This window comes from Burkholderia sp. GW821-FHT14F03 (genome assembly GCF_058803765.1).
Map to the genome: position 1 here is coordinate 1 of NZ_JBXAPG010000043.1, position 24,311 is coordinate 24,311.

At 71.2% G+C, this 24,311-nt stretch carries 21 protein-coding genes and 2 pseudogenes; 9 read left to right on the forward strand and 14 right to left on the reverse strand.

Annotated elements, in window-relative coordinates:
* Positions 1-143: 143 nt before the first annotated feature.
* The gene (locus tag AC1RQF_RS25300; protein WP_492873246.1) at positions 144-1,880 is read right to left on the reverse strand and encodes an autotransporter assembly complex protein TamA; all 1,737 of its coding nucleotides are present in this window, start codon (positions 1,878-1,880) and stop codon (positions 144-146) included.
* Between the two features lie 294 nt (positions 1,881-2,174).
* Here AC1RQF_RS25300 and AC1RQF_RS25305 point away from each other — a divergent pair, with 294 nt between their 5' ends.
* The 4 genes from AC1RQF_RS25305 (at position 2,175) to panD (ending at position 4,692) form a co-directional block, all read left to right on the forward strand.
* Positions 2,175-2,363 carry a DUF3460 family protein gene (locus AC1RQF_RS25305; protein ID WP_273998652.1) on the forward strand — a complete coding sequence of 63 codons (189 nt, stop codon included), beginning with the start codon at positions 2,175-2,177 and terminating at the stop codon, positions 2,361-2,363.
* A gap of 4 nt (positions 2,364-2,367) precedes the next feature.
* The gene (locus AC1RQF_RS25310; RefSeq protein WP_273998653.1) at positions 2,368-3,240 is read left to right on the forward strand and encodes a segregation and condensation protein A; all 873 of its coding nucleotides are present in this window, start codon (positions 2,368-2,370) and stop codon (positions 3,238-3,240) included.
* Positions 3,241-3,448: 208 nt separating this feature from the next.
* Positions 3,449-4,288, forward strand: coding sequence for a pantoate--beta-alanine ligase (gene panC, locus AC1RQF_RS25315; protein WP_273998654.1), 840 nt, complete (start codon positions 3,449-3,451; stop codon positions 4,286-4,288).
* A gap of 17 nt (positions 4,289-4,305) precedes the next feature.
* Positions 4,306-4,692, forward strand: coding sequence for an aspartate 1-decarboxylase (gene panD, locus AC1RQF_RS25320; protein WP_273998655.1), 387 nt, complete (start codon positions 4,306-4,308; stop codon positions 4,690-4,692).
* Between the two features lie 67 nt (positions 4,693-4,759).
* Here the strand turns inward: panD and AC1RQF_RS25325 are convergent, their stop codons facing one another.
* The 3 genes from AC1RQF_RS25325 to AC1RQF_RS25335 all read right to left on the reverse strand — a co-directional run bounded on the left by AC1RQF_RS25325 (position 4,760) and on the right by AC1RQF_RS25335 (position 7,551).
* The gene (locus tag AC1RQF_RS25325) at positions 4,760-5,389 is read right to left on the reverse strand and encodes a ParA family protein (protein ID WP_273998656.1); all 630 of its coding nucleotides are present in this window, start codon (positions 5,387-5,389) and stop codon (positions 4,760-4,762) included.
* Between the two features lie 127 nt (positions 5,390-5,516).
* Positions 5,517-5,918 (reverse strand): DoxX family protein, encoded by a 402-nt coding sequence (locus tag AC1RQF_RS25330; RefSeq protein ID WP_492873216.1) that lies wholly within the window; start codon positions 5,916-5,918, stop codon positions 5,517-5,519.
* A 130-nt stretch (positions 5,919-6,048) separates the two neighbouring features.
* Positions 6,049-7,551 (reverse strand): cobyric acid synthase, encoded by a 1,503-nt coding sequence (locus tag AC1RQF_RS25335; RefSeq protein WP_273998658.1) that lies wholly within the window; start codon positions 7,549-7,551, stop codon positions 6,049-6,051.
* 63 nt (positions 7,552-7,614) lie between these two features.
* On the opposite strand from AC1RQF_RS25335, the gene cobU reads away from it, so the two are divergent.
* The 4 genes from cobU to AC1RQF_RS25355 are packed head-to-tail and all read left to right on the forward strand — an operon-like array spanning position 7,615 to position 11,051.
* A complete protein-coding gene (gene cobU / locus AC1RQF_RS25340; RefSeq protein ID WP_492873217.1) occupies positions 7,615-8,166 on the forward strand; it encodes a bifunctional adenosylcobinamide kinase/adenosylcobinamide-phosphate guanylyltransferase in 552 nt (183 codons plus the stop codon).
* On the forward strand, positions 8,166-9,110 hold the full coding sequence (cbiB, locus tag AC1RQF_RS25345) for an adenosylcobinamide-phosphate synthase CbiB (protein WP_273998660.1): 945 nt from the start codon (positions 8,166-8,168) through the stop codon (positions 9,108-9,110). The genes cobU and cbiB overlap by 1 nt, the downstream gene beginning before the upstream one ends.
* On the forward strand, positions 9,103-10,146 hold the full coding sequence (gene cobD, locus AC1RQF_RS25350; protein WP_492873218.1) for a threonine-phosphate decarboxylase CobD: 1,044 nt from the start codon (positions 9,103-9,105) through the stop codon (positions 10,144-10,146). Before cbiB ends, cobD begins: the two co-directional genes overlap by 8 nt.
* The gene (locus AC1RQF_RS25355; protein WP_273998662.1) at positions 10,146-11,051 is read left to right on the forward strand and encodes a cobalamin-binding protein; all 906 of its coding nucleotides are present in this window, start codon (positions 10,146-10,148) and stop codon (positions 11,049-11,051) included. The genes cobD and AC1RQF_RS25355 overlap by 1 nt, the downstream gene beginning before the upstream one ends.
* An 11-nt stretch (positions 11,052-11,062) precedes the next feature.
* Here AC1RQF_RS25355 and AC1RQF_RS25360 read toward each other — a convergent pair whose 3' ends face one another.
* Complete coding sequence (locus AC1RQF_RS25360; RefSeq protein WP_492873247.1) at positions 11,063-11,284, reverse strand: hypothetical protein; 222 nt, start codon at positions 11,282-11,284, stop codon at positions 11,063-11,065.
* Between AC1RQF_RS25360 and AC1RQF_RS25365 the strand changes: the two are divergent.
* Positions 11,242-11,469: pseudogene (locus AC1RQF_RS25365) on the forward strand (IS110 family transposase); the annotation flags it as partial. The gene AC1RQF_RS25360 and the pseudogene AC1RQF_RS25365 overlap by 43 nt on opposite strands.
* A 51-nt stretch (positions 11,470-11,520) precedes the next feature.
* Here the strand turns inward: AC1RQF_RS25365 and AC1RQF_RS25370 are convergent.
* The 9 genes and pseudogenes from AC1RQF_RS25370 to AC1RQF_RS25410 all read right to left on the reverse strand — a co-directional run.
* A complete protein-coding gene (locus AC1RQF_RS25370) occupies positions 11,521-12,528 on the reverse strand; it encodes an MDR family oxidoreductase (RefSeq protein ID WP_273998663.1) in 1,008 nt (335 codons plus the stop codon).
* Between the two features lie 31 nt (positions 12,529-12,559).
* Positions 12,560-13,435 (reverse strand): SDR family oxidoreductase, encoded by an 876-nt coding sequence (locus AC1RQF_RS25375; RefSeq protein WP_273998664.1) that lies wholly within the window; start codon positions 13,433-13,435, stop codon positions 12,560-12,562.
* Positions 13,436-13,460: 25 nt separating this feature from the next.
* A complete protein-coding gene (locus AC1RQF_RS25380; protein ID WP_273998665.1) occupies positions 13,461-13,922 on the reverse strand; it encodes a HepT-like ribonuclease domain-containing protein in 462 nt (153 codons plus the stop codon).
* A 104-nt stretch (positions 13,923-14,026) separates the two neighbouring features.
* A complete protein-coding gene (locus AC1RQF_RS25385) occupies positions 14,027-20,260 on the reverse strand; it encodes a type I polyketide synthase (protein WP_492873219.1) in 6,234 nt (2,077 codons plus the stop codon).
* A complete protein-coding gene (locus AC1RQF_RS25390) occupies positions 20,257-20,619 on the reverse strand; it encodes a hypothetical protein (protein ID WP_492873220.1) in 363 nt (120 codons plus the stop codon). Before AC1RQF_RS25390 ends, AC1RQF_RS25385 begins: the two co-directional genes overlap by 4 nt.
* Positions 20,613-21,353 carry an SDR family NAD(P)-dependent oxidoreductase gene (locus AC1RQF_RS25395; protein WP_273998668.1) on the reverse strand — a complete coding sequence of 247 codons (741 nt, stop codon included), beginning with the start codon at positions 21,351-21,353 and terminating at the stop codon, positions 20,613-20,615. Before AC1RQF_RS25395 ends, AC1RQF_RS25390 begins: the two co-directional genes overlap by 7 nt.
* Positions 21,350-22,714 (reverse strand): ANL family adenylate-forming protein, encoded by a 1,365-nt coding sequence (locus tag AC1RQF_RS25400; RefSeq protein WP_492873221.1) that lies wholly within the window; start codon positions 22,712-22,714, stop codon positions 21,350-21,352. The genes AC1RQF_RS25395 and AC1RQF_RS25400 overlap by 4 nt, the downstream gene beginning before the upstream one ends.
* A 7-nt stretch (positions 22,715-22,721) precedes the next feature.
* Positions 22,722-23,003, reverse strand: coding sequence for a hypothetical protein (locus AC1RQF_RS25405; RefSeq protein ID WP_273998670.1), 282 nt, complete (start codon positions 23,001-23,003; stop codon positions 22,722-22,724).
* A gap of 1,044 nt (positions 23,004-24,047) precedes the next feature.
* Positions 24,048-24,311: pseudogene (locus AC1RQF_RS25410) on the reverse strand (hypothetical protein); the annotation flags it as partial.

Here is a 24,311-nt window from a genome sequence, read left to right on the forward strand (position 1 = left end):
CCGCCGATCGTGGGCAGCGTAAGGGGGGGAGAAGAGACAGGCGGCCGCCTGCGGCGCGGGGCGGGCGGCTCGGCGCCGGGTGCGGCGGCGGCGGGCGGCGGGGCGGAAACGTCCTGGGTCATGCGGGTTCGCGGTCTCGAAGATCAGAAGGCAATGCCGAGCGTCAGGTACGGCCTGACGCTCCGGTTGCGCAGCCCGTAGGCCACGTCGAAATTGACCGGGCCGACCGGGCTGCGCCAGCGCGCGCCCAGGCCGACGCCCTGGAAAAACACTTTCTCGCCCCACGCGTCGGTGGCGGTGCCGATGTCGAAGAAGGTCGCCGCGCCCCAGTCGTGGTTGAACCAGTGCTGGTACTCGGCCGTGCCCGTCACCAGGTACTTGGTCGGCAGCACCGAGCCGTCGACGTTGTTGCCGATGCTCTGATAGCCGTAGCCGCGCACCGAGTTCGAACCGCCCGCGCGGAACAGCAGCGACGCCGGCACGCCGGTCGAGCTGCCGCCCGTGAACACGCCGCCCAGTTCCGCGCGGAACACGAACAGGTCGCGCTTGCCGAGCGGCAGGTACTGCTGGCCGCGCGCGTAGCCGCGCACGAAGGTCTGGTCGGTCCCCACGCCCCTCACCGCGAAGCCGGCCTCCGCGTGGATCAGGCTGCCCGCGCGCGGAAACAGCGGATCGTCGACGTTGCGGCGCGTCCAGGCCCACTGCGGCACCAGCGCGCGGCTCGTGGTCGGGCCGACGGCGTTCTGGTCGAGCCGGTCCTGGTAGTACATCAGCGAGTACGAATAATCGATGAACTGGCCGGTGCGGGTGCGCTGCAGGCCGACCCGCGCGCTGTAGATGCGCGTGTCCGACACGTTGGTGTTGGTGTACGACGCGAGCACGCTGTTGGTCCACGCCTTCTCGCCGGGCGGCATCGACAGTTGGATCTGGCCGTACTGCTGGATCTGGTCGAGCCGGCCCGACACCGACAGCGGCCACGCGGCGCCGAAGGTGTCGAGATAGCTGTAGGAGCCCTGCACGTGCGGGCCGGTGTCGGTGGAATAGCCAACCCCGCCGCGCACGCTGTTGTACGGGTACTCGCTGACCTTGACGTGCACCGGCGTGCGCTCCGGCTGCTGCGTGTCGTCGCCGACGTCGATCGCGACGCTCGCGTAGTACGGCGTGTTCTGCAACTGGCGCTGCAGCTCGTTGATGCGCTGCACGTCGTAGATCTCGCCGACCGACAGCGGGCTCACGTTGCGCACGATGCGCTCGGGATAGCGCTGCACGCCCGACACGTCGAGCGGCCCCATCGTGAAGGTCGGGCCGCTGTCGAACGCGACCGTGAGCTTTGCCCGGCGGGTGCGCGGATCGATGCGCGCCTCGGACGCGGTAATCTTCCCGCCCAGGTAGCGGCGCGACTGCAATTGCTTGAGCGCGGCGCGCTTCGCGTCATCCCAGCCGGACTGCGTGAACGGATCGCCGGGCTTCAGCGAGAACGCGAAGCGGGTGGCGGCCGCCTGCTTCGGGTCCTCGCCGTCGATCGGCCCGCTGAAGTTCAGGTCGACCGCCTCGACCGTGGTCTGCGGGCCCGGATCGACCGACACGGTGACGCTGCGCTTGCCGTCGCGGGTGCGCACGTCGGTGCGCACCACAGGCGAAAAATAGCCCGCCGTCGCGGTCAGATCGCGCACCTGCTGCGGCGTCGCGGTGACGAGGAAGTCGAACTGGTCGTCGCTGATGTCGTCGCGCTTCGCGAAGCGGGCGATGTCGAGATGCTGCTTGAGCAGCGCGCGCACCGAGCGCGGCGCGTCGATGTCGACGCCGTACTTGGCGGCCGCGGGCCACGCGCAGGTCAGCGCCACGCACGCGAGCAGCGCCCGCCAGCCTCGCACCGGCAGCCGGCCGCGCCGCCGGCGCGCCAGCTGCCCGTGATCGCCGCGCGCCGTCGCGCGCTGTTGTCTCGCCTGCCCTGCCAAATACGACCTCCGCGTCGGATTCCTGTGAATAAACCGCCATTTGACCACACCGGCGCAACCCCGCCGCCGCGCCGGGCGTGAAAGATGTTCAAGCGACGCGACGCGGCGGGAGCGCATTCGACGCCGGATTGCGCCGGCTGTTCCCCGCATTGCGGTAAAATCCCGTCGATCGTATTCCGGGCGCGGTGCGCCCTCCTCTGAACGGAAGCCCGAACCATGCCGTACCAGTCCGATGTCACGCAATTCCTGAATCAGTTGAAGCAGCAGAAGCCGACGCTCGAGGACGAGCAGCGCAAGGGCCGCTCGCTGCTGTGGGACAAGCAGCCGGTCGACCTCGACGAGCGCGACGCGCAACAGGAATCCCGCGTCAAGCAGACGTCCTACGTCTACTACCAGAACTTCTGACGCCGTGAGCGCCGCGGACGAGGCCGGCGCCTCGCAACCGGAACAGGCGATCGCCGCCCCGTCGGGCGCCGATTCGACGCCCGACACCGTCGACGGCGTCGCCGCGTTCGCGCGCCTGTACGGCGAGCCGCTCTTCAAGCTGCCGCAGGACCTGTACATCCCGCCGGACGCGCTCGAGGTGTTCCTCGAGACCTTCGAGGGTCCGCTCGACCTGCTGCTGTACCTGATCCGCAAGCAGAACTTCAACGTGCTGGACATCCCGATGGCGCAGGTCACCATCCAGTACCTCGGCTATGTCGACCAGATCCGCGAGTCGAACCTGGAACTGGCGGCCGAGTACCTGCTGATGGCGGCGATGCTCATCGAGATCAAGTCGCGCATGCTGCTGCCGGTGAAGAAGGCCGACACCGGCGAGGAAGCCGAGGATCCGCGCGCCGAGCTGGTGCGCCGCCTGCTCGAATACGAGCAGATGAAGCTCGCCGCGCAGCGCATCGACCATCTGCCGCAGCTCGGCCGCGATTTCCTGCGCGCCGACGTCTATATCGAGCAGAGCATCACGCCGCGCTTCCCCGACGTGAACTCCGACGACCTGCGCGCCGCCTGGGCCGACGTGCTCAAGCGCGCGAAGCTGGTCCAGCACCACAAGATCTCGCGCGAGGAGCTGTCGGTGCGCGAGCACATGAGCCTGATCCTGCGCCGCCTGCAGAACGCCCGCTTCATGGAGTTCGCCGACCTGTTCGACACCTCGCGCGGCGTGCCCGTCGTGATCGTCAACTTCATCGCGATGCTCGAACTCGCGCGCGAGTCGCTCGTCGAGATCACCCAGCCCGAACCGTTCGCGCCGATCTACGTCCGGCTCGCCTACCTGCCCGCCTGACGCGCGCCGCCGCGCGTGCATCGTCCCCTATTTCCCGCCCTCCGTCTTGATGCGAACGGTCGTGCCTTTATCGATGCGCTGGAGCGGCAAATCCTCTACAATCCCGACGCTCGCCGCCTGGCTCCGCGCCCGGGCGCCCCGCACCCAGTCATGACGCCGCCGTAGGCGGCGCAACGCGCGATCCGCGCGAGGAATCCGACCCGCCACCATGAAAGTCATCAGCTCGATCCAGGAACTGCGCGACCAGTTGCGCGGCCAGAACCGCGTTGCCTTCGTGCCGACGATGGGCAACCTGCATGAGGGCCATCTGTCGCTGATGCGGCTCGCCCGGCAGCACGGCGACCCGGTCGTCGCGAGCGTGTTCGTGAACCGTCTGCAATTCGGTCCGAACGAGGATTTCGACAAGTACCCGCGCACGCTGCAGGACGACATCGAGAAGCTGCAGAAGGACAACGTCTACGTGCTGTTCGCGCCGAGCGAGCGCGACATGTACCCGGAGCCGCAGGAATACCGCGTGCAGCCGCCGCACGATCTCGGCGACATCCTCGAGGGCGAGTTCCGCCCGGGCTTCTTCACCGGCGTGTGCACGGTGGTCACGAAGCTGATGTCCTGCGTGCAGCCGCGCGTCGCGGTGTTCGGCAAGAAGGATTACCAGCAGCTGATGATCGTGCGGCGCATGTGCCAGCAGCTCGCGCTGCCCGTCGAGATCATCGCGGCCGAGACCGTGCGCGACGCCGACGGCCTCGCGCTGTCGTCGCGCAACCGCTTCCTGAGCGAGCGCGAACGCGCGGAGGCGCCGGAACTCGTGCGCACGCTGCATCGCGTGCGCGACGCGGTGCTGGGCGGCGCCCGCGACCTCGCGGCGCTCGAGCGCGACGCGCTCACGAGCCTCGCCGCGCGCGGCTGGCAGCCCGACTACGTGTCGATCCGCCGGCAAGCGAACCTGGTCGCGCCCGACGCGGCGCAACGGGAAGCCGGCGAGCCGCTCGTCGTGCTCGCGGCCGCGAAGCTCGGCGCGACCCGCCTCATCGACAACCTCGAAATCTGAAGCACCTAGGAGTCACCATGCAGCGCCACATGCTGAAATCGAAGATCCACCGCGTCGCGGTCACGCACTGCGAGCTGCATTACGAAGGCTCGTGCGCGATCGACGAGGATCTGCTCGAAGCCGCGAACATCGTGGAGAACGAGCGCATCGACATCTGGAACATCAACAACGGCGAGCGCTTCTCGACCTATGCGATCAAGGGTGAGCGCGGCAGCGGCATGATCTCGCTGAACGGCTCGGCCGCGCGGCGCGCGCAGCTCGGCGACCTGGTGATCATCGCCGCGTTCGCGATGGTCGACGAGACAGCGCTGCAGGCCGGCTGGAAGCCGGACCTGGTGTTCGTCGACGAGCACAACAAGATGAAGGGCAGCCGCGACCACGTGCCGACCCAAAGCTGGACCTGAGCGGCGCGCGCCGCCCGGCCCCGGCCACCCCACGACCCGCCCGGGCGTGGGGTTTTTTATGCGCGCGTCAGGCCCGCGCCTGCGCCCATTCGACGATCGGCTGCCACTGCTCCAGGTCCTTGTCGACCCGGCTCTTCGCGACGTCCCACAGCGTGAGGCCGTGCGCGGCGAGCTGCACGTAGTTCTGGGTGTCGCGCACGTAGCCGAGCACCGGCAACTTGAGCCCCTCGACGAACCGGTGCAGCTGGTCGGCCGAGCGCGTGCGCGCATCGACCCGCATGCCGACGATCCCCACCTCCACCGCGCCCTTGCGCACCGCCTTCTCGCTCGCGAGCCGCTCCAGGAACTGCTGGGTCGCGAGGATATCGAACAGCGACGGCTGCAGCGGCACGATCACCTTGTCGGCGAAATCCAGCGCGAGATTCAGGCGGCCGCCGTGCAGGCCGGCCGGGGTGTCGATCACCGCGTATTCCAGGCCGCGCGGCGGCTTGGAGGGCGCGTCGGGATCGAGCGACCAGGTCTCGATCGGCGGCAAGGTCGACGGCCGCAGGTCAAGCCATGCATGCGCGGACTGCTGCCGGTCGAGATCGGCCAGCGCGACCCACGCGCCCTGCGCCGCGAAATACCCCGCCAGATTGGTGGACAGCGTGCTCTTGCCTACGCCGCCCTTCGGATTCGCCACCACGATCACCGTCATGAATTCCCCCGAAAAAGCCGTCGGCGACGCCGGCCGGAGCCGACGCCGCACCCGTTGCGGATACAGGGAGCGATGATATCGGCAAATGCGGCCGGGGACGACGGCCGCCCGCGCGGCGACCCGGGTTTCAGGCGGCGCGAAGGCGCTCGACCGCGAACGCGCCCGCGCCGAGCAGCGCCTGCACCGCGAGCGTGACGGCCCAGAACGCCGGATATTCCCAGCCGCCGTTCGGCGCGGCGAAACTCCAGCCGTTCGGCAGGTGCGCGAGCACCGCGCCCAGCATGAACGGCAGCAGCACGAGCGCGGCGAGCCGCACCCGGAAGCCCGCCAGCAGCGCGAGGCCGCCCGCCAGCTCGACCGCGGTGGTCAGGTAGGCCAGCCAGCCCGGCAGCCCGAGCGAGACGAAGAACTGCGCGGCGCCCGGCAGCGTGAAGACGAATACCTTCTGGGCGACGTGGGCGAGATACAACACACCGAGCGCCACGCGCAGCAGCGTGGCGGCCAGATCGGTCAGGCGGGTCGGGTTCATGTCGGGTTCCTTGTTCCGGTTCGTTGAGATCGATGGAACGGACTTTATTCGAACCCGGCGGGTTGAAAAATCGCCTGACCGGCTTTAATTATTTCCTGTTTGGAACGAATAATCGTGCGACCGGCTGCTTTCATGCAAACGCGTCGAACACGCGCGGCAGGTCGAGATGGGCGGCCAGCGTATCGGCGAGCCGCTCCAGCGACGCCTCGCGCAGCGCCGGGTAGTCGACCGCCTCCGCGCCGTCGTCGAGGCCCGCCCACGCGAGCAGCGCCGCGCACGCGCCGGGCGCGTCGAACAGCCCGTGCACGTAGGTGGCCAGGATCTGCCCGTCTTCCGAGCGCGCGCCGTCGTCGCGCCCGCCCGCCGCGCCGTCGAGCCGCAGCGCGGGCGCGGCGAGCGCCGGCCCGTGCGTCTCGCCCATGTGGATCTCGTAGCCCGCCAGCGCCGGCGCGCCGCCGAACGCGAGCCGGCCGGTCACGTTGACGAGCGTCTTGTCGGGCCGCAGGGTCGTCGCGTAATCGAACAGGCCCAGGCCCGGCACGCAGGCGGGCGGGCCCTCCAGGCCATGCGGATCGTCGAGCGTCCGGCCGAGCATCTGCATCCCGCCGCAAATCCCGAGCAGCTTCCCGCCGTAGCGCAGGTGCCGCTTCAGCACCGCCTCCCAGCCCTGCTCGCGCAGCCAGCCCAGGTCGCGCTGCACGTTCTTCGAGCCCGGCAGGATGAGCAGATCCGCGGCCGGCACCGGCCCGCTTTTCCAGTAGGTGAAATCCACGCGCGGATGCACGCGCAACGGATCGAAATCGGTGTGGTTGCTGATCCGCGGCAGCGCGGGCACCACGACCCGCAGCACGCCGGCGTCGCGCTCGGCGGCGACGGTGCGCGCCTGCGCGGGCAGCATGTCCTCGGCATCGAGCACGAGCCCGTGCAGGTACGGCACGACCCCGAGCACCGGCTTGCCGGTGCGCGCCTCGAGCCAGTCGAGCCCCGGCTTGAGCAGCGCCGGGTCGCCGCGAAAGCGGTTGATCACGAACCCGCGCACGCGCGCACGCTCGCTCTCCGACAGGCATGCGAGCGTCCCGATCAGGTGGGCGAACACGCCGCCGCGATCGATGTCCGCGACCAGCACCACCGGGCAGTCGACGCGCTCGGCGAAGCCCATGTTCGCGATGTCGCCGTCGCGCAGGTTGATCTCGGCGGGGCTGCCCGCGCCCTCGACGACCACCGCGTCGTAGCCCGCGCGCAGGCGCGCATACGATTCGAGCACCGCTTCGAACGCGATCGGCTTGTACGCGTGATAGGCGCGCGCATCGAGGTTCGCGCGCGCGCGGCCGTGGATGATCACCTGCGCGCCGCGGTCGCTGGTCGGCTTGAGCAGCACCGGGTTGAAATCGGTATGCGCGGAGATGCCGGCCGCGAGCGCCTGCAGGGCCTGGGCGCGGCCGATCTCGCCGCCGTCCGCCGTGACCGCGCTGTTGAGCGCCATGTTCTGCGGCTTGAACGGCGCGACGCGCGCGCCCGCGCGGCGCGCGAGCCGGCACAGCCCGGCGACGAGCGTGCTCTTGCCCGCGTCGGACGTGGTGCCCTGGATCATCAGCGTGCCGCGCACGCGCGCGGGGGAAACGGAGGCGGTCATCGAAGCGGGCGTTCCGGCAAAAAGCGAAGGTCGCATTATCGCCCGCGCCGTTACAATCATGCGATGACTCCGCACGATCTCACCTTCGTCCTCGGCGGCGCGCGCTCCGGCAAGAGCGCCTACGCCGAGCAGCTCGCCGCCTCGAGCGGGCGGGCCGTCACCTATGTCGCCACCGCACGCGTCGCCGATGACGAATTCGCCGCGCGCATCGCCCATCATCGCGCGCGGCGCCCGGCCGACTGGGCGCTCGTCGAGGCGCCCGTCGAGCTGGCGCAGACCCTGCTGCGGCTCGACGATCCCGCCGCCTGCGTGCTGGTCGACTGCCTCACGCTGTGGCTCGCGAACCTGCTCTGTCCCGCCGACGGCGCGCCCGTCGACCCGGCGCTGTACGAGGCCCGGGTCGCCGAGCTGGAAGCCGCGCTCGGCGCGACGCGCGCGCGGCTCATCGTCGTCAGCAACGAGATCGGCCTCGGCGTGGTGCCGCTCGGCGCGGAAACGCGCCGCTACGTCGACGAACTGGGCCGGCTCAACCAGCGCATCGCCGCGTGCGCGACGCGCGTCACGCTGCTCGTCGCCGGGCTGCCCCTCGACCTGAAGAACGGGCGGGCCGGCTGATGCTGATGCTCTCGATGCCTGCCGTCGCGATCCTCGCGATCGCCGCGTTCCTCGTCGATCTGCGCATCGGCGAACCGCGCGCCGGCCATCCGCTCGTCGGCTTCGGACGGATCGCCGCGCATCTCGAAACCACCCTGAACGACGGGCGGCGCGGCCGCCTCGTCGGGCTCGGCGCCTGGTGCCTCGCGGTGGTGCCGCTCGTCGCGCTCGCCGCGTGGTTCACCGCGGTCCTGCCGTGGGCGCTCGCCGCCGCGCTGCACGTGGCGCTGCTGTGGTTCGCGCTCGGCGCGAAGAGCCTCGCCGATCACATCGCGCCGATCGCGGCCGCGCTCGCGCGCCGCGACCTCGCCGGCGCGCGCGCGCTGACCGCGCGCATCGTGTCGCGCGACACGCGCGACGCGGACGCCAGTGCGCTGTCGCGCGCCGCCGTCGAATCGGCGCTCGAGAACGGCAACGACGCGATCTTCGGCGCGCTGTTCTGGTTCGCGATCGCGGGCGGCCCGGGCGCGCTGCTGTTCCGCCTCGCCAACACGCTCGACGCCATGTGGGGCTACAAGACCCCGCGCCTGCTGCGCTTCGGCTGGGCCGCCGCGCGCATCGACGACGCCCTCAACTGGATCCCCGCCCGCCTCACCGCGGCGAGCTACGCGCTGCTCGGCGACACCGCGAGCGCGTGGCGCTGCTGGCGCACCCAGGCGCGCCTGTGGGACAGCCCGAACGCCGGCCCGGTGATGGCCGCCGGCGCAGGCAGCCTCAACGTCGTGATCGGCGGCCCTGCCGTCTATCACGGCGCGCTCGAAGTCCGTCCGGTGCTCGGCGCGGGCCAGCCGGCCGGCCCGGGGCACGTGCGGGCGGCGCTCGCGCTGGTCGCCCGCACCGCGATCCTGTGGCTCGCGCTGCTGCTGGTCGGCGCGGCCTTCGCGCTCGCGACGCATCATGGGTGACGCGCCGATCGTCCACGGCGGCAACCTGCGCGAGGCCGCGCGCCGCCACGGCATCGCGTACGACAGCTGGCTCGACCTGTCGACCGGCATCAATCCGCGCGGCTATCCGGTGCCGCCCGTGCCCGCCGCCGCGTGGCGCCGCCTGCCCGACGACGACGACGCGCTCGCGACCGCCGCCGCGCGCTACTACGGCGCGCCGGACGCCGCCCACGTGCTGCCGGTCGCCGGCAGCCAGGCCGCGATCCGCGCGTTGCCCGCGCTGCTGCCGCTCGGCACGGCCGGCGTCGCGCCGCTCGCGTACGGCGAATACGGGCCCGCGTTCGCGCGCCACGGTCATGCGGTCGAGGCGTTCTCGTGCGCGCACGACACCTTGCCCGCGGCGCTCACCCACCTGATCGTCGGCAACCCGAACAACCCGACCACCGAGCGCGTCGCGCCCGCGCGCCTGCTGCGCTGGCACGCGCAGCTGCACGCGCGCGGCGGCGCGCTGATCGTCGACGAGGCGTTCGCGGACGCGGACGACGCCGATTCGCTCGCCGCCGAGGTCGGGCGCGCGGGCCTGATCGTGCTGCGCTCGGTCGGCAAGTTCTTCGGGCTCGCCGGGATCCGCGCGGGCTTCGCGCTGGCCGCGCCCGGCCTGCTGCGCGACCTGCGCGACCGGCTCGGCGCGTGGACCGTGAGCGGCCCCGCGGGCCATGCGGTCGCCGCCGCGTTCGCCGACACGGACTGGCAGCGGGCCACCCGCGCGCGGCTCGCGGCAGACGGTGCGCGGCTCGCGGCCGGCCTGCGCGCGCAGGGCTTCGCGACGCAAGCGACGCCGCTGTTCAGCTGGACCGACGACCCGCGCGCCGCCGCGCTGCACGAGGCGCTCGCGCGGCGCGGCGTCTGGACCCGCTACTTCGCGCACGCGCCGAGCCTGCGGATCGGCTTGCCCGACGACGAGGCGGCATGGCGGCGCTTCGAGCAGGCGCTCGCGGAAGCCGTCGCGACGCTCGGCGATCCGACGGCGGCGACCGCCGCCCCGGCGCCCCTGTGATGACGCGCAGCCTGCTCCGTCTCCTCGCCGCGTGCGCCGCGCTCGTCGCCGGCGCCGCGCACGCGGCCATCACCGTCACCGACGACGACGGCCGGACCGTGACGCTCGCCGCGCCGGCGCGGCGCGTGGTCAGCCTCGCGCCGCACGTCACCGAGTTGATCTACGCGGCGGGCGGCGGCGATCGACTTGTCGGCGCGGTGTCGTACAGCGACTACCCGCCCGCCGCCCGCGCGGTGCCGCGCGTCGGCGACAACAAGGCGCTCGATCTCGAACGGATCGCCGCGCTGCGGCCCGACCTGATCGTGGTCTGGCGACACGGCAACGCCGATCGCCAGACCGACCGGCTGCGCGCGCTCGGCATCCCGCTGTTCTACAGCGAACCGAAGCATGTCGACGACGTCGCCGGCGCGCTGACCCGGCTCGGCGACCTGTTCGGCACGCGCGCGGCCGCCGACGCGGCGGCGGCCGACTACCGCCGGCGCATCGCGGCGCTGCGCGCGCGCTATGCGGACCAGCCGCGCGTCGACGTGTTCTTCCAGGTCTGGGACCGGCCGCTGATGACGCTCAACGGCACCCACATCATCAGCGACGTGATCGCGCTGTGCGGCGGCCGCAACGTGTTCGCGCAGCTGAAGCCGCTCGTGCCGTCGGTGACCGACGAGGCGGTGCTGGCCGCCGATCCCGAGGCGATCGTGACCACGCGCACGGGCGCGACCGCGTCGGACACGCCGCCGCCGAGCCTCGACCGATGGCGCGCCTGGCCGGCGTTGAAAGCGGTCGCGCGCGGCAACCTGTTCGCGATCGACGGCGACTGGCTGACGCGGCCCGCGCCGCGCCTCGCGCTGGGCGCGGAGGCCTTGTGCAAGGATCTGGAGGAGGCGCGGGCGCGGCGGCCGGGGCCGTGACGGGCACGCCGTCACGACCCCGGCGTATCGACCTGCAGTCCTGCCGTCACGGCCGCGCCGTGACGGCCCCGCTGCAGCAACCTCGCCGCGTCGAACTTGCCGTGAAAACCGTGCGCGCCGTCGCGACGCCAACGCGCGCCGACCGCGCATGATGACGCCGGCGCAAGCGCGAGACGTGGCGTGCCGTGGCCATCCCAAACGACGAAGCGGCGCACGCGTGCGGCATCGCTCACGATTCCTCTCCGCCTTTGCCGCCTTGCGAGACCCCGTTTCGCGGGCCTATTACGCGCGCAAGATCCACCAGGGCAAGCGCCACGCCCAAGCGCTCGCTGCGCCGGCACGGCGACGCTGTGACGTCCTGTTCGCCATGCTGCGCGACGGCACCATTTACCCACCCAAGTCAGCCCCTGACGCTTGACGAACAACATAGGGCAACCCCGCCGCCGCCCCGTGCCGCGCCCGCAGCCGCTCACGTCGCCCGCAGATCGACGACCGTCCTGCCCTGTCCCTGCCCCTTCGCCAGCGCCGCCGCGGCTTCGACGACCCCTTCGAGCGGCACCTCGCGCAACATGCTGTCGAGCGCCGCGAGCGGCACGCATTGCGCGAGCCGCTGCCACGCCTCGATCCGCCGCGGGGTCGGGCAGCGCACCGAATCGATGCCGACCACGGACACGCCGCGCAGCAGGAACGGAAACACGGTGGTTTCCAATTCGATGCCGCCGACGAGCCCGCATACCGCCACGCAGCCGCCGTAGGCGAGCCGCGCGAGCGCCGACGACAGCACCGGGCCGCCCACGGTATCGACGACGCCCGCGAACAACTCCGGCTCCATGCCGTGACGGCCCGGCTTCAGCGCCCCGGCGTAATCGTCGCGGCCGATCGTGCGCGCCGCGCCGAGCGATTTCAGATACGCCTCGTTCCCGGGCCGGCCCGTCATGGCGACGACGCGATAGCCGAGCTGCGCGAGGATCACGGTCGCCAGGCTGCCGACGCCGCCGCTCGCGCCCGTCACGAGAATCTCGCCGCTCGTGGGTCGCACGTCGTGCCGCTCCAGCGCGAGCACGCACAGCATCGACGTGAGGCCGGCGGTGCCGATGCCCATCGCCTGCCGCAGCGTGAGCCCCGGCGGCAGCGGGACGAGCCAGTCGGCGTCGACGCGCTCGACCTGCGTGAAGCCGCCCCAGCGCCGCTCGCCGAGCCCCCAGCCGGTCAGCACGACGGCGTCGCCCGGCCGGAAGCGCGGCGTCGCCGAGGTCGCGACGACGCCGGCGAAATCGATGCCCGGGATCGCCGGAAACGCGCGGATGATGCCGCGATTGGCCAGCGCCATCGCGTCCTTGTAGTTGATGCTCGAATAATGCACGTCGACGGTCACGTCGCCGTCCGGCAGGTCGTCGACGCCCAGCCATTCGATCGACGGCGCGACCACGCCGTCCGTCTCCTTCAGCATCAGAGCCTTGAATCGTGATGCACTCATCAGCGTCTCCCGCGAGGCGAAGCGCGCGGCGTCACGAGGACGCGGCGCGCTTCGTGATTGAGCTGGCGGCGCGCATGCCGGGCAGCGCGTCGACGAAAAAGTCAGCCTGCAGCGGCGAGCCCGCCTGCACGTCGTACTGCGCGAAATCGCGCACGCCCGCGGCCAGCAGCACCACGTCGTCGATGAAGAAGTTGCCGGTGCAGGTGGTCGCCGGCTGCGTCAGGATCGCATGGGCGGCGTCGGCCATGATCTCGGCCTTGCGCGACGCGGCGATCAGGTCCGCGCCGCCCAGCTCGTTGCGCACCGCCGCGGTCGCGATCGTCGTGCGCGGCCACAGCGAGTTGACCGCGATGCCGACATGCTCGAATTCGGCCGCGAACGCGAGCGTGAACAGGCTCATCGTGTACTTCGCGATCATGTACGGCGGGTAGTCGCGAAACCATCTCGGATCGGTCGACAGCGGCGGCGACAGCGTGAGGATGTGCGGATTCGACGCCTTGAGCAGATACGGCACGCACGCCTGCACGCACACGAAGGTTCCGCGTCCGTTCACGCCGTGCATCAGGTCATAGCGCCTGGGCGGCGTGTCGAGCGTGCCCGTCAGGCGGATGGCGCTTGCGTTGTTCACGACGATGTCGATCCCGCCAAAGGCCGCGACCGTCTCTTCGACCGCGGCCTGGACGCGGGCTTCGTCGCGGATGTCGACGATGAGCGGCAGCGCCCGGCCGCCCGCGTCCTCGATCGCCTTCGCGGCCGTGAACACCGTGCCGTCGAGCTGCGGGTGAGGCGTCGCGGTCTTCGCGGCGAGCGCGACATTCGCGCCGTCGCGGGCCGCGCGCAGCGCGATCGCGAGGCCGATGCCGCGGCTGCCGCCCGACATGAACACGGTCTTTCCGGCAAGGTTCATCTGTCTCTCCGTCAGGCCCGCGCGCCTAGGCGTCGCCGAGATCGTCGACGCAGGCCGCGCGCCGCGCGGGGCGCGGCTCCGCCGCCGCGCGTGCGCCGCGCTTCCCGCCCGGCCGCGCGCCCGATCGTCCGTCCGCGTCCGCGGGCGCGCCGCCGAGATCCGGAAACTGCCGCCGGATCGCCTGCTCCAGTTGCGGCACGCTGCGCTGCACGGCCAGCCAGACGAGTTTCTTCAGCCGCGCGGAGTCATGCGTGTGTTTCAGGTATTCCGCGCGCATGCCGATCAGCCGCCACGGGAAATCCGGCAGGCGCAGGCGGAACTCGGGACTGAGGCAGGTCCACGTGTAACCGATGAGTTCGATGTTGCGCACGACGGCGTCCTGCAGCAGGTCGGACCCGTCGAGCGCCTGGCGGCCGTCGCGCGTGTATTCGCGAATGCGGCCGATCCGGTGCTGCATGTCCCGCAAATGACGCAGATCGTCATCCATGTTTCGTTCTCCCACGCATCGACGCGTCGTCGCGCGCATCGCAGATGGCCGGGCGACAGCGGGTCGACGCCGGGCGCGCGGACGGCAGACGCGGGCCCGGGCGCTCATGCGGCGAGCGCATCCGAAATCGCGTCGAGAATGAAGCTGCGATCATCGACGACCCCGAAATGCGCCCCATCGCGCGTGAACAGGTTGAACTCGCCGCTCGTGAATTCGCGCCAGGCCAGCGCGTCCTCGTGCGTCACGTAGATGTCGTCGCGGCCCCGGAAGCTCGTGATCGGCATCGACCAGCCCGAATTCGGCACGAACACGTAGCGGCTCGCCATCTCGAATTCAGCCCGCACGACGGGCAGGACCAGTTCGCGCAGCTCCGGAATCGCGAGCATCTGTTCCGTCGCATCGATCTGGAAGTGGCGCAGCGCTTCGGCGAGCACGTCGTCCGGCTGCCGGTAGAGCGGCGCGACGACGTCGAAATCGCGCAGGCCGAGCAGCATCGACGTGAGCTTGCGCTCGAACGCGGCGTCGGCCATGAGCCTATGCGGCGGCCGCGCGCCCGATGCGAACAGGTGCACGGGCGCGACGCCCTCGCGGTCGATCAGCGCGCGCGCCGTCTCGTACATCGTGAGGCCGCCGATGCAGTGCCCGAAGAACGCGACCGGCTTGTCCAGCAGCGGACGCAGTTCCGCGAGCAGCCCGTCGACGAACCGATCGATCCGGTTCACGGGCGGCTCGCCGATCCGCGACAGCCGGCCGGGCGGCTCGACCGCGAAAATCTCGGCGTGCGGGTCCGCGCCGTTGGCCCAGGCGCGATAGATCGCCGAGCCGCCGCCCGCGAACGGGAAGCAGATCAGCCGGTAGCGCGCCGCGGGATTCGGCCGGATCTCGGCCAGCCAGCGTTCGTGCCGGAGCGGGGCCGCGCCCTGCGCGAGCACGGCGGGCGCAGCCGGTCGCGCCGCCTCGCCCGCCGTCTCGGCAATCCTGAGCTTCGGCAGCAATTCGTCGACGAGCTGGTCGAGACTCGGCCCCTTGAGCATCGCCGCGGCCGGCAGCCGCACGCCGACCGCCGCGTCGAGCTGGTTGATCAGCGTGATCGCCATCAGCGAGTCGAGCCCCAGCTCGCGCAGCAGCTGCGTCGAATCGAAATCGCCCTTGATCTCGAGCACCGCGCGGACCATCTGGCCGACGATGTCGCGCAACACGTCGCGCCGTTCGCCATCCGGCGCGGCCGCGAGCCGCGCATCGACCTGCGCGCGCGTGAAGAGCGCATTGACCGCGCGCGCCGGCGCGCCGCGCACGAGCCGCTCCAGCAGCGCCGGGCTTCTCGGATACTGCGCGGCCCACTGCGGCCACTCGGTCAGCGTCACGATGCTTTGTTGGATCCCGCGCGCGAGAATCGCATGCAGCAGGGCCATGCCGTCTTCCGCGTCGATGTACTCGGTTCCGCGCGCGCGCCAGATCGCCGCGCCCCGCTCGCCCGACTCGGTCGCGAGGCCCGCGCCGCCCCACGGCCCCCAGTTGATCGCCTGCGCGGGCAGGCCGAGCCGGCGGCGATGTTCGGCGAGGCCGTCGAGGAACGCGTTGCCGGCGACGTAGTTCGCCTGCCCCATCGCGCCCGTCACGCTCAGCACCGACGAGAACAGCACGAAATGATCAAGCGGCAGATGGCGCGTCGCGGTATGCAGCGCCCAGCCGCCGAGCACCTTCGGGCCGGTCGTGCGCGCGAACTTGTCCCAGTCCATCTGCGCCAGCACGCCGTCGTCGAGATTGCCTGCGCAGTGGAACACGCCTTTCAGCGGCGGCAGCTCGGCGCCGATCTGCTCGATCAGTGCCTGCGTGTCGGCCGCGCGCGCGACGTCGGCCTGCTTGACGACCACGTTCGCGCCCAGCCGCCGCCACTGCTCGAGCACCGCGCCGATCGCCTCGCCGGGCGCGCGCCGCGCGGTCAGGACCAGATGCCGCACGCCCTGCGCGGTGACGAGCCAGTCCGCGACCTTCAGGCCGAGCGCGCCGAGCCCGCCCGTGAGCAGATAGGTCCCGGCCGGATCGAACGGCGGAACGATCCGCTCGGGCGCCGACTCGTCGTCGTGGTCGAGACGCGGCGCATAGCGACGCCCCCCACGCACCGCGACCTCGCTTTCGGCGTCGCCCGCGAGCAGGGCCGCGCCCAGCGCCGCGACATCCTCTTCGCCGCCGAGGTCGATCGTCCCGGCCCACAGCTCCGGATATTCGAGCATCGCGACGCGCCCGATGCCGCACAGCGACGACTGCAACGGGTCGCCGCCCGGCGCGCGCGGCGCGGGCGCATGCGCGCCGCGCGTGACGAGCCACACGCGCGGCGGCGGATCGGCAAGCACCGCGAGCGCGCGCACCAGCGCGAGCGTGCGGCCGCTCGCCCGGCGTTCCGCGGCCGCGAGCGCGTCGACCGTGGTCGTCTCGTCGACGCGCTCGCCGAGACCGTGCGCGAGCACGACGCCGACAGGGCCGGCCGCATTGGCGGCGCGCCCGGCCCATGCGGCGCTCAGTGCGGCCTGGAGCTCGGCGTCCGAGCCGTCGTCGGGCAGCGGCAAGACCGCCGCGCGATGCCCGAGCGCGCGCAACTGCGCGTCAAGCGCGTCGGCGATGCCGCGTTCGACGCCCGCGACGATCAGCCAGTCCGACGGCCCGGCCGCCGCGGCCTCCGGCAGCGGCGGCGTCGAGCGCTCGATCCATTCGAGCCGATGCAGCGCGCGATTGCGCGACGCGCTCGCGCGCGGCGCGAGCTGCGCGCGCGTGATCGGCTTCACCGTCAGCCCGCCGAGCAGCGCGACCGGCGCGCCGTCGTCGCCGTGGATTTCGATATCGAACGTGACGACGTCCGGCTGCGCGACCTGGCGGCGCTTCGCCCGCACCCACACGTGCGCCGCGCCGTCGCGCGCCATCTCGAAGCGCTCGATCGAGATCGGCAGCCAGGTGCCCTCCGGCTTCGCTTCGAGATCGGCCAGGCTCCGATATTCGGGGACCAGCGCCGGATAGAGGTGCAAGCATGCATCGAGCAGCGCGGGATGCAGCGCGTACGCGGCCGCGTCGAGCGGCTCGGGCAACTGCACGCGGCTCACCGCTTCATCGTCGCCGCGCCACAGCGCGACGATGCCGCGAAAGCCCGGGCCGTAGCCGAACCCGAGCGGCGCGATCGCATCGTAGTAGCGCGCCGGGTCGATCTGCGCCATCCGCTCGACGCCGATCGAGGCCGGCAACGGCGTCGCGAGCGGCGCGAGGCGCGACGCCGCGAGCGCGCTCACGCGCGCGCGCAGATGGCGCCGCCAGGTTTCGTCGCCGGCGGCGCGGCTGGCCAGCTCGGCATCGATCTCGTCGTCGCCCTGCAGGATGATCTGCACGGCGCGCGCGCCGTCGTCGGGAATGACGAGCGCATCGTCGTAGGTCAGCGATTCGATCGCGACGGCCGCGCCGCCCACCCGCTCGCGCGCGGCCGCGGCGAGCGCGACGAGCCCGGCCACGACCGGCAGCACGGCCATGCCGAAGATGCGGTGATCGGTGAGCCACGGCAGCGCGTCGAGGTCGTAGGTCGCCGCGTACTGCCAGGCGGCGAGCGGCGACGACAGGCGCCGGCCAGTCAGGTCGGCGCCCGCTCGCGAACCCGCGCCCGCGCCGGCCGTCGCACTGCCCTGGCCGGCGTCGAGCCAGTAGCGCTCGCGCTCGAACGCATAGGTCGGCGCGGACACGCGGCGACGTGCATACGGCGCGTCGAACGCACGCCAGTCGACCGGCGCGCCGGTCCGCCACAACGCAGCGAGCGTCGCCGTCAGCTCGCTCCATTCGCGCTCGCGGCCGATCGATGCGAGGAAGCGCCGCCCGTCGGCCGCGTCGTTCCCCAGGATCTGCTGCGCGAGCGATACGAGCGTCGTGCCCGGGCCGACCTCGACGAAGTCGACGATGCCGGCCCGCGCGAGCGTTTGCACGCCCGCGATGAAATGCACGGGCTGCAACGCGTGATCGCGCCAATAGCCGGGCGTCGGCGGGCCGTCGGCCAGCTCGCCCGTCAGGTTCGCAACCAGCGGGAGGCGCGGCGCGGCCGCGCGATGATCGCCCGCGAGCGCTTCGAGTTCGGCCGCCGCGCGCGTCATCAACGGCGAGTGGAACGCATGCGACACGGTCAGCTCGCGCCCGCCGATGCCGGCCTGCCGCGCCCGCTCGACCACCTCGGCCACCGCGTCGGCGCTGCCCGACACGACGGTGTTCTCGGGCCCGTTGTACGCCGCGACGGCGATGCGCTGCGGGTCGCTCGCGTCGAGCAGGCGCTTGACGGCCGCCTCCCCCGCGAACAGCGCCGCCATCGCGCCGCCCTTCGGCAGCGCCTGCATCAGCCGGCCGCGCGCCGCGATCAGCGCGAGGCACGTCTCGAGGTCGTAGCAGCCGGCCACGCAGGCGGCCACGTATTCACCGACGCTGTGGCCCAGCACCGCGCTCGGCACGATACCCCACGCGCGCCAGAGTTCGGTGAGCGCCCACTCGATCGCGAAGAGCGCCGGCTGCGCGTAGGCCGTCTCGTCGATCAGCGCCCTCGCGTCCGCATCGCCGTAGAGAACCGACAGCAGCGGCGTGTCGAGATGCGGGCGCAGCAGCGCGTCGCAGCGATCGAGCGCATCGCGGAACACGGGCTGCGTCCGGTACAACTCGGCCGCCATTCCCGCGTACTGCGAGCCCTGCCCGGTAAACAGGAACGCGAGCGGCCGCGCCTCGCCGCGCGCCGTGACGGACGGCGCCGCGAGCTGGGCCGACAGCTCGCCCGCCGTGCCGCCGATCGCGGTCAGCCTGACGTTGAGCTGCGCGCGCCCGGTGTTCGCGGTATGACAGAGATCGGCGACCGGCTGGTCCGTCGCCGCCAGATGCTGACGCCAGCGGTCCGCGAGCGCGGCGAGCGCGCGCTCCGAGCGGGCCGACAGCGCGAGGACGTGCAGCGGCCGCTCCTGCGCGGCCGCCGCGCGCGGCTGCGCGGGCGCCTCCTCGAGCACGGCGAACGCGTTCGTGCCGCCGAGCCCCAGCGAATTGACGGCCGCGAACCGGGGCGCGGCGCCGCGCGGCCAGTCGCGCAGCGCGGTGTTCACGAAGAACGGCGTCTGCGCGAACGGAATCCGCGGGTTCGGCGTCTCGAAATGGAGGCTCGGCGGGATCCGCCCGCGCTCGAGCGCGAGCGCGACCTTGATCACGCTCGCCACGCCCGACGCCTGTTCGAGGTGGCCGAGATTCGTCTTGACCGAGCCGACCGCGCAAAAGCCCGTGTCCTGCGTGTGACGCCGAAACGCCTTGGTGAGCGCATCGATCTCGAGCGGATCGCCGACCACCGTGCCGGTGCCGTGCGCCTCGACGTAGCCGATCGCGCGCGGCTCGACGCCCGCGCCGGCGAATGCATCCAGCATCGCCTTCGCCTGCCCGGTCACGCTCGACGCGGTGTAGCTCACCTTCGATCCGCCGTCGTTGTTGATCGCCGTGCCGCGAATCACCGCATAGATGTGATCGCCGTCCGCGAGCGCATCCTCGACGTGCTTCAGCACGATCGCGCCCGCGCCGCTGCCGAAGACCGTGCCTTGCGCCCGCGCGTCGAATGCGCGGCAGTGCCCGTCCGGCGACAGGATGTCGCCCTGGCGCGCGGTATAGCCGGCGAGGTGCGGCACGCGGACGGTCGACGCGCCCGCGATCGCCATGTCGCATTCGCCGTTCAGGATGCTGCCGCATGCGAGATGGATCGCGACGAGCGAGGTCGAGCAGGCGGTCTGCACGGTCACGCTCGGCCCGGTCAGGTTCAGCTTGTACGACACGCGCGTCGCGAGAAAATCCTTGTCGTTGCCGATGTGCTCGACGCCGCCCGTCGAGCCGTGCAGCGCGGGATTCGAGGCGAAATAGCTGCTGACCACGCCGCCCGCGCCGGCGAACACGCCGATCGCGCCGTCATAGGCGTCGGGCCAGTAGCCCGCGTCTTCGAGCGCATCGTGGACGACTTCGAGAAAGACCCGATGCTGCGGGTCCATCACGCGCGCCTCGCGCGGCGAATACTCGAAGCGGCCCGCGTCGAAGCGGTCGAAATCGTCGATCACGGGCGACGCCTTCACGTAGTCCGGCGCGGCGAGCTGCCCGGGGTCGACGCCCGCGCGCAGCAAGGCCGCGTCGTCGAAGAAGCGGATCGATTCGACGCCGTCGACGAGGTTCTGCCAGAACGTCCGCCAATCGTTCGCGCCCGGCAGGCGGCAGCCGATCCCGACGATCGCGATGCCGCCGGGCGCGGCATGCGCGGCATCCGGCGGCGGCGCGTCGTCGGCCGGCTCCGACACCTTCGCCGCCGTCATTCCCGCGCCCCGCGACGTTGCCGGCGGCGTTCGCTCGCCGCCTGCGCGTCGGCGAGCTCGTCGCGTGCGCCGGCCGGCGTCGCCGTATCGTCGAAGAGGCGCAGGTAGGCGCCGGCAAGCTGCCCCACCGTCTGCACCGACGTGATCGGCACGAGGGTCCGGAACGGGTCCGCGCCGAACGTCAATTCAAGCTCGAACACGAGCTGGGCGAGATCGAGCGAACTCAGGCCGAGCGTCGCGTTGAGCTTGTCGTCGTCGCGCAGCTCGCGCGGCGGCTGTCCCTGCTGGCTCATGACCTTGAGCACGGCGCCGTGGACGAGACGCGCGGTCTCGTCGCGATCGAAATGCGTGGTCAGCATGTGATGCCTCCGTCAACGGCGATCGTCTGCCCCGTCACGAACGCGGCGCGATCAGATGCGAGGAATTCGACGACCCGGGCGATGTCGTCCGTGTCGGCGAGCCGGCCCAGCGGCGTGCGGCGGGCGATCCGCGCGCGCGCGGCCTCGTCGAGATGCTGGACCATCTCGCTTTCGAAGTAGCCGGGCGCGACCGAGTTCACGCGCACGCCGCGCGCGCCCAGCTCGCGCGCGAGGCTGCGGGTCAGGCCGTCGAGCGCCGCCTTGGTCGCGCTGTACACGGCCACGCCGGCGTGGCCGCGGATCGCGTTGACCGACGCGATGTTGACGATCGCGCCGCGGTTGGCGCGGATCATCCACTTCGCGCAGCACTGCGTGAGCAGGATCGCGCCGGTCAGGTTGACCGCGATCATCTGTTCGATCTGCTCCTCGCGCATCAGCGCCAGCAGCCCGTCGTGGCTCACGCCCGCGTTGTTGACGAGCACGTCGACGCCGCCCCAGCGCTCGGCCACGCCCGCCACGAACGCCGCCGCGGCCGCGCCGTCGGTGCCGTCCACCTGCGCCCAGTGAAACCGCGCGCCGCGCGTGTCGCGCTCGATCAGGTCGTCGATCCCGGCGGTGCGCGAGCGGCTGAACGTCGCCACCCGCCTGCCCGCGTCGAGGAACGTACGCACCAGCGCGAGCCCCAGCCCCCGGCTGCCGCCGCTGACGATGACTACGTCGTTTGCGTCGCTCATCTGGCTTGCTCCGTCGGTCGTGACACCCTGGCTTTCTTGAACCGGTCGTTGTGATGCGCGCTTTCGTCGACATCGATATGGACCGGCACCTTGAACCGTTCGAGGCGGCTCGCGCAGAACGTCCGCAAGCGCGCGGCGAGCGCCGCCGGCGTCTCCGGTTCGATCGGCGACACGCGCGCGATGACGACGTGCCCGGTCACCGGATTGGGCCGGCCCGACACGGTGACGTCGCGCACGTTGCCGGCCGCGAGCAGCGTGTTCTCCACCTCGCTCGGATAGACCTTCTCGCCGCCGACGTTGATGATTTCCGAACGGCGGCCGAGCACCCGCACGTAGTCGCCGTCCGTCTCGACGACGTCCTGCGTGTTGAACCAGCCCGCGTCGTCGAACGGCGACGGCGCGTTCAGATAGCCGAGCATCGCGGTTTCCGAGCGCACGTGCAGCACGCCGTCGACGACGCGGTGCTCGAACCCGTCGGCGCCGAGCTTCATCCACAGCGAGCCCGATTCCTTCGATTGCGTCGGCAGGATGCCGAGTTCGGACAACCCGTAGGTCTGCTTCAGCCGGACCTCGGGCAGCGCGGCGTGCAGCGCGGCAAGCGTCGTCTCGGGCATCGGCTCGGTGCCGTAGGTGACGAGCTTCAGCGACGACAGGTCGTAGCGCGCGCCCGCATCGGCGATCAGCATCATGTTGAGGAACGTCGGGCTGGTCGGCAGCAGTTCGACGCGATGGCGCGCGATCGCGTCGCACACGGCGTCCGGCGTCCGGCTGGCGGGCGTCACGATCGTGCCGCCCTGGCTCAGCACGTTGAGCAGCGTGTTGATGCCGCCGATGTGATCGAGCATCAGGAAGACGAGCGTCACGTAGGCGCGGCCCTTCGTCCGTTCGAGCTTCCCCAGCATGCGATCGAGATCGAGCAGCGAGGCCTTGCTGCGGCCGGTCGAGCCGGAGCTGAAGAGGATCAGGCCGGCCGAGCCGGCCGCGCGCAGCTGTTCGAGCAGCGGATGCGACGCCGCCGGCGTCGTGCGGCGCTCGACCCGCGCGGCGCCGGCCGAGTCGAACGTGACGACGAAGCCGACTTCCGCGATGTCGAGAAACTCGCCGCGCTTCGCGCCGGCCGACGCGATCGGCACGACGATCGCGCCCGCGAATGCCAGGGCGAGCAGCAGCGCACAGACGTTCGGCGCGTAGTCGCCGCAGACCGCGACCGTGTCGCCGCGTCCGATGCACCATACGTCGAGTTCGCCGCGCCAGAAATCGATCCGGTCGGCGAATGCGTCGTAGGCGATGGTCTCGTCCGCCGAGACGAGACAGGGACGCGCGCCGAACGAACGGATGCGCTCGTGGAGGAAGGTTGTCATCGCGCCCTCACCGGGATGCGTGGGAAACGGCCGTCGCGTCGTTGGCGGACCCATCCGCGGACAGTTGCACCGCCACCACGATCGCCTCCCTCAGTTGTTGGCTGAACAGCTTGCCGGCGACGTTTTCGTCGATCGCGGTGCGCAGCAGGGACTGCGCCGACTCGAGCGCAAGCAGGCTCACGCGCAAGGGCGTATCGGCGAGCAGGCGAAACGCCTCGTACGAATCGCTCAGGCCCTGCACCCATTGCTGATAGAGAAACGATTGGCTCGGTATGACTTCGGTGGACATCGCGACGGCCTCCTCATCGAAAACGGGCGCGCCGACCGCGTCGCCGACGCGCGCGCCTCATCGTGAATGGATACGGGCTTGGCGCCCGTCAGGATGTTGCCCGGCCCGCCCGCTCGGGGCGGCCGTGTGCTTCGCGCAGCGCAGACCGCTCGCGTGCGTGCTCGCCGCCGCGGTCATGTGGAACAACATCGGTGTCGCCAATCACGAGGCCCGTGGGACTGTGCCCGGCCTCGCCGCGCTCGGAGATGAACGCGCGACGGTGAACCGGTCCATTTGCCTCATCGAATGCTCCCTCGCGCCGACGATCGATCCCGTCGGATTACGGCAATTCGACACGTGCGTCTTTCCAACCATTTCCCGATTGCGGAGGCAACGATCGACCCTCCGTTCCGAAAACGGAAATAGCGGAGACATGGGGATACACAGCGAAGATATGGCCCTCTACCCTCCGCGAAAACCGCGTTCGCTGGAGCACTGCACCATATTCTTATGTCGTTGATCATAGGAGGAAATCCGCAAGATGCAAGATCGCGATCGTGGGATTTGCTGCTTAGCGAAATGCGTGCGCGCGTGCGATGGCCGGGCGGGCGGATAGCTTGATGCAGGACAGGAAACGCGTATTTTTTCCGCCATCGGGAAGGTGGCTGCGATTGTTCGAAATCGAGGCCGCCGATGATGCGGACGCTGCGGGAGCCGGGAAAGAAAGCGCGTGGGATCGAACGTCCGGTGCAGATGATGATCCGATCGGGTTTTCGAGGAACCCTCTCGCCGGGGCCTGCGAGCGTGCGCGGCTCCCCGGCTCCAGCGGCGCAACCCGCCGCGGTACGAAGGAGATGTAGGGCTCAGGGGAAGAACATCGCGCGGCTGACGCCCGGGGTGCCGCGCCCAGCACGATCTCGACATGGAAGGACGCGCCGGTGGCGTGGCGGCGGTTCGCTGCCGTGAATCAGCGGGGTCCGCGCAGGCCCATCAGCGCAACGACGGAGAGAACCATCAGGATACGAAACGAATCAGCCGGCGGATCCGATCCTCGCGCCCGAGCCGTCAGGCTTCATCCCATGCCATCAGCCGCCAGCCCGAACGCGTCGCCGGATCCGCGCGCAACCACACCACGCCGCCATACGCGACCGGCCGTTGCAACAGACCGTCGAGCGGCAGGTCGAGCGCCCGAGCCGCGAGCGCGCGCACCACGCCTGCATGCGTGACGTAGCCGCGCATTTCGTTGGTCGTGTTGGTCGTGTTGGTCGTGTTGGTCGTGTTGGTCGTGTTGGTCGTGTTGGTCGTGTTGGTCGTGTTGGTCGTGTTGGT

What these genes read in the sequence shown, in the direction of transcription:
- AC1RQF_RS25305 (WP_273998652.1), top strand. Translation starts at nt 2,175, where the DNA reads ATGCCGTACCAGTCCGATGTCACGCAATTCCTGAATCAGTTGAAGCAG.
- panC (WP_273998654.1), top strand. Translation starts at nt 3,449, where the DNA reads ATGAAAGTCATCAGCTCGATCCAGGAACTGCGCGACCAGTTGCGCGGC.
- panD (WP_273998655.1), top strand. Translation starts at nt 4,306, where the DNA reads ATGCAGCGCCACATGCTGAAATCGAAGATCCACCGCGTCGCGGTCACG.
- AC1RQF_RS25325 (WP_273998656.1), bottom strand. Translation starts at nt 5,389, where the DNA reads ATGACGGTGATCGTGGTGGCGAATCCGAAGGGCGGCGTAGGCAAGAGC.
- AC1RQF_RS25330 (WP_492873216.1), bottom strand. Translation starts at nt 5,918, where the DNA reads ATGAACCCGACCCGCCTGACCGATCTGGCCGCCACGCTGCTGCGCGTG.
- AC1RQF_RS25335 (WP_273998658.1), bottom strand. Translation starts at nt 7,551, where the DNA reads ATGACCGCCTCCGTTTCCCCCGCGCGCGTGCGCGGCACGCTGATGATC.
- cobU (WP_492873217.1), top strand. Translation starts at nt 7,615, where the DNA reads ATGACTCCGCACGATCTCACCTTCGTCCTCGGCGGCGCGCGCTCCGGC.
- cbiB (WP_273998660.1), top strand. Translation starts at nt 8,166, where the DNA reads ATGCTGATGCTCTCGATGCCTGCCGTCGCGATCCTCGCGATCGCCGCG.
- cobD (WP_492873218.1), top strand. Translation starts at nt 9,103, where the DNA reads ATGGGTGACGCGCCGATCGTCCACGGCGGCAACCTGCGCGAGGCCGCG.
- AC1RQF_RS25355 (WP_273998662.1), top strand. Translation starts at nt 10,146, where the DNA reads ATGACGCGCAGCCTGCTCCGTCTCCTCGCCGCGTGCGCCGCGCTCGTC.
- AC1RQF_RS25370 (WP_273998663.1), bottom strand. Translation starts at nt 12,528, where the DNA reads ATGAGTGCATCACGATTCAAGGCTCTGATGCTGAAGGAGACGGACGGC.
- AC1RQF_RS25375 (WP_273998664.1), bottom strand. Translation starts at nt 13,435, where the DNA reads ATGAACCTTGCCGGAAAGACCGTGTTCATGTCGGGCGGCAGCCGCGGC.
- AC1RQF_RS25380 (WP_273998665.1), bottom strand. Translation starts at nt 13,922, where the DNA reads ATGGATGACGATCTGCGTCATTTGCGGGACATGCAGCACCGGATCGGC.
- AC1RQF_RS25385 (WP_492873219.1), bottom strand. Translation starts at nt 20,260, where the DNA reads ATGACGGCGGCGAAGGTGTCGGAGCCGGCCGACGACGCGCCGCCGCCG.
- AC1RQF_RS25390 (WP_492873220.1), bottom strand. Translation starts at nt 20,619, where the DNA reads ATGCTGACCACGCATTTCGATCGCGACGAGACCGCGCGTCTCGTCCAC.
- AC1RQF_RS25395 (WP_273998668.1), bottom strand. Translation starts at nt 21,353, where the DNA reads ATGAGCGACGCAAACGACGTAGTCATCGTCAGCGGCGGCAGCCGGGGG.
- AC1RQF_RS25400 (WP_492873221.1), bottom strand. Translation starts at nt 22,714, where the DNA reads ATGACAACCTTCCTCCACGAGCGCATCCGTTCGTTCGGCGCGCGTCCC.
- AC1RQF_RS25405 (WP_273998670.1), bottom strand. Translation starts at nt 23,003, where the DNA reads ATGTCCACCGAAGTCATACCGAGCCAATCGTTTCTCTATCAGCAATGG.